General features: G+C 41.6%; 1 protein-coding gene. It reads right to left on the bottom strand.

The genetic code is table 11. The features are described from left to right. Positions 1-4,604: Ig-like domain-containing protein (locus tag BM179_RS24910; protein ID WP_177219512.1), on the bottom strand; the 4,604-nt coding region annotated here is incomplete at its 3' end. Between the last annotated feature and the right edge of the window lie 22 nt (positions 4,605-4,626).

Raw genomic sequence — 4,626 nt, 5'->3', positions numbered from 1 at the left:
GTTTGTGCACTACATCCTGAGGCCGCACAGGTCGCAGTATAAGTTGTTGTCGTTGTTGGACTTACTGATACTGATGAACCAGTTAAGTTTCCTGGTGACCACGTTACTGTACTTCCACAACCACTCGCTGTCAAGGTAACCGATGTGCCTGGGCATACATTATTCTTGTCAGCTGATGCCACTACCTGAGCTGTACCGCCATTTGGTAAGACTGTTATTGTTACAGATGATGTCGTTTGTGCACTACATCCTGAGGCCGCACAGGTCGCAGTATAAGTTGTTGTCGTTGTTGGACTCACTGATACTGATGATCCTGTCAGATTACCCGGTGACCACGTCACTGTACTTCCGCAACCACTCGCTGTCAATGTCACCGATGTGCCAGGGCATACATTGTTCTTATCAGCAGATGCTAATACCTGAACTGTACCACCGTTTGGTAATACTGTTATTGTAATCGTAGCCGAACTTTGAGCTGTACAAGCAGAAGCTGCACAGGTCGCAGTATAAGTCGTTGTTGCCGTTGGACTCACAGATACTGATGAACCTGTCAGGTTTCCTGGTGACCACGTCACTGTACTTTCACAACCACTTGCTGTCAATGTCACCGATGTGCCCGGGCATACATTGTTTTTATCTGAGAAAGTAGCCAATTGAACATCTACAGGCACTGTTACTGTAATAGTTTTTCCTTCAGATGGAGCACTTTCACAACCATTTTTAATACATTTTGCTGTATATGTCGTGGTAATCGAAGGGTTTACAGTAATAGATGCTGCAATCTGATTTCCAGGTGACCATTTTATTGTTCCTCCATCACATCCGGAAGCTGTAAGTGTTACAGACTCCTGAGGACAAATTGTTGTTTTCGAAGCAGTAATGGTTGGTGGATTACCAGGACTCGAAACAGTAACTGTTACTTCGTTAGATTTTCCGGAAGTACAAGTCGCCGATGTACAAATTGCTGAATAAGTAGTTGTTGTTGTCGGTGTAACCGTTATCGATGATCCGGTAAGATTATCAACAGACCATTTCACAGTTCCATTACAGCCACTTGCAGTCAATGTTACCGTACCTCCGTTGCAGATGGTATTTGTACTAGCTATAATACTTGGTGCTGCAAAGTTTCCTACAGAGATACTTACCTGATTCGAAATACCACTTTCACATGTACCATTCACACATTTTGCTGAGTAAACTGTAGTTACTGACGGAGAAACCGTTATCGATGATCCGGTCTGACCATCAGACCACACTACATTTCCGGTACAACCTACCGAAGTTAACTGAGCAGAACCACCAGGGCATATTGAAGATGCGCTATAACTGATGATCGGTGCCACAATACTACCAACATTTACTACAACCGGAGCAGAAGCAGCGCTTTTGCAAGAGATTGTACTACATGTAGCAGTATAAGTTGTTGTTGTACCAGGAGAAACAATTATTGAAGCTCCTGTCGCTCCTGTATTCCAGGTTACTAATCCAGTACAACCATCAGCTTTTAATATTGCTGAACCTCCTGCGCAAATAGTTGAATTATTTACTGAAACTGTCGGAGGAGCTACCGGGGTAACTACGATACTATTTGGTGCAGATGGATCACTTGTACATCCATTTACCGTACAGGTTGCTGTATAATTAATGTCAGATGTTGGAGTTACAGTAATTGATGTTGTAGTCTGACCATCTGACCATTTAATCTGACCATCACAATTTAATGCAGTCAAAGTGATTGATTCACCTGGACAGATATTAATTGTTTTACAGGTACACAATAATCTTGGTGCTGCTGGTTTCGGTGATACAACAACTGTTACATTTCCAGCCGGACTGACACATCCATACTCAGCACAAGTTGCTGTATATGTAGTTGTTACAGACGGACTTACTGTGATCTGAGGAATATGTTCGCCTGTATTCCAGGTTAACACTCCACCACAGGATGTTGCAGTTAATACTGACTGACTTCCTGCACAAACCATCGATGGAGATGCACTCAACAATGGTCCTGAAACAGTAATTACTTTAACATTAATCGGGTAAGAAACAGGGCTTTTGCAAATACCTGATTCACAATATGCTGTATAAGTAGTATTTACTGCTGGTTTAACCCAGATTGAGGCGCCATGTGCTCCGGTGTTCCAGGTTGTTGTATATCCATCACATCCAGTTGCAGAGATTGAAATGCTGTCACCAAGACAAATTTCAGGTCTCAAACAAGCAAGGATTGGCGTTGGAAGATTACAAACAGTACTTGTATTGATTTCAACTTTATCGTCGTCGTCTTCATGAGTAGTATTTGCATTTCCAGGCGTAGAATCAGGATCTTTCTGATCTGCCTGTGAAATTTCAGCCATATTAACAATCTTTCCGCTAGCAGTTACTTTCGCAATAAACTTCAACGCAACAGATCCGTTTTTCGCTAAAGATGCTATTGAAGCGGTCAGAGTACCTGCTGAATTTGTAAAGTCTCCACTTGAAACAAAATCAATACCTGCCGGCAAAATGTCTCTTACTTTAATATTAGTTGCCGTACTTGGTCCTGCATTTGAAACAGTTATTGTATAAGTAATATTTTCTCCTACATTCGGACTTACGTTAGAAACTACTTTAGTAAGACTCAGATCAGCAAGATCTTCTACTACAATAGTCACAGTTGACGTATTGTTAAGATGTTTCGAAGGATCAGGATCTTCATCCGGACTGCTTATTTCAGCAGTATTGGCAATTGTTCCGGTTTTTAAAGTTTTTACGGTAATAGCTAAAGTCTTGCTTGAAGTATTGTTCAGATCACCAATTGTCCAGATACCGGTTGTATTATCGTATCCTGCAGGTGATGAACTTACATAAGCTAAAGCACCGGCTGGCAGAATATCCTTAACAATCACATTCTTCGCATCATTTGGTCCCAGATTTTCAGCTACAATCAGATAGGTTAATGTTTCACCTAATGCATAGCTTGCCTTCTTATTAATAACTGATTTCGTTACTGCAAGATCTGTATAACATTTTTTCACTACAAAACTCAATGGAGTACGATCACTTATGCAACCATCCGGCGTAACAGCTTCAGCATAATAAGTATAAGTCTTAGCTTCAGTAGGGGTTACTACAAAGCCATCAAGGGTTGCCTCACCTATTGAGCTTCCGCCAGTTGGAGTGGTATACCATTTAACGGTATTACCCTGACTAACTGCGAATAGTTTATTTGCTCCTCCCAGACAAATTTCCGGATCACATTTTATTCCTACCGGAGGAAGTGGCTTAGGAGAAATTGTCAGGATTATATTCTTGAATGCTGCCGGACATAATTCTTCTGAAGGTTTATTAGTTGTCAGGGTTAAGATTACAGACCCGGCAGAAATATCTGCCTGCGAAGGAGTGTACTTAGCCGTCAAACTATTTACATTATCAAATGTACCCGTTCCGGAGGTTGTCCATTTTGCACTGGTTGCTGAACCACCTATCGTTCCTGCTAACTGAACAGGACCTGATCCTGCACAAACTTTAGCAAGTGGTGCGATATCAACTGTTGCAGGAACTGAGCAATCACATGGTACAATGCCCACTGTAATTATTGCCGGAGCACTATAGCAACCTGCTGCTGATTTCTCAAATAAATAATATGCTCCACTGGTTACTGCAGCCGGATTCGAGACTAAGGCTGATGTTGATGAATTACTCACATGCCATTCATAAACACCTCCAGCAGTTGAAGGAGATCCCGGAATCTGTGCTGTTAAGTTCGCAGTCAATGCAGGGCATTGGTTGTTAATCGAACTATGTGCTAAAACAGGTGTACCAGGGATCGGATTAACTGTTATTACAACTGGTTTTCTTACACTGATACAGGTTTGTGCTGAAACAGCTTCTGCATAATATGTGGTATTAGAAGATGGACTCACTGTATAAATCTCAGCACTGGCCGAAGTATGTACAGGTGATCCTCCACTTGAAAGTAAATACCAGTTGATTGTATTTCCTGCAGAAGTAGCCGAGATATCAACACTACCTCCCTGACAAATTGTTTTAGAATCAGATACAGTTAGCTCAGGTGTTGGATTAACTGTAAGTTTTTGATAAGCGGTAGCTGTGCAACTACCATTTGTCGCAACCACAGCATAATAATATACACCGGCTGTTGATGGTAATTCTGCTAAACTTGGAGTATAAGATTTTCCTGTTGCTCCACTAACCGGACTTCCCAAAACTTTTGTACTCGTAAATGAATACCATTGATATTGGTTCGGATCATTAACAATTAATGCATCAGAAGATTGGAAAGTTACTGTCTTGCCTAAACAAGCAACATATGCTGTTTCAACAAGATCGGCCTTTTTATTAATTACTACTGATACCGTTGCTGTTGCTGCATTACACAACGTCGATTGGCCATCAGGATCATCTGTCGTTACTGTGAAACTCACTGAACCTGATGTAATATCCGCCTGCGACGGAGTATAAATCGTAGGACTCAGGGTACTGGTACTAAAGCTTCCTGTTCCATTGGTACTCCAGGTTAAAGTATTTGCTCCGCCTCCTTTTGTCGCTGTCAGATTTATTAAACCACCAGCACAAATAGGACTAACTGGACTTATCACAATTGTAGCTGGATTTGCACAA

Source organism: Pseudarcicella hirudinis (assembly GCF_900115665.1).
Classification (GTDB): Bacteria; Bacteroidota; Bacteroidia; order Cytophagales; family Spirosomataceae; genus Pseudarcicella; species Pseudarcicella hirudinis.
The sequence above is the reverse complement of the archived record's forward strand: the minus strand, read 5'-3'. Positions and strand labels throughout refer to the sequence as shown.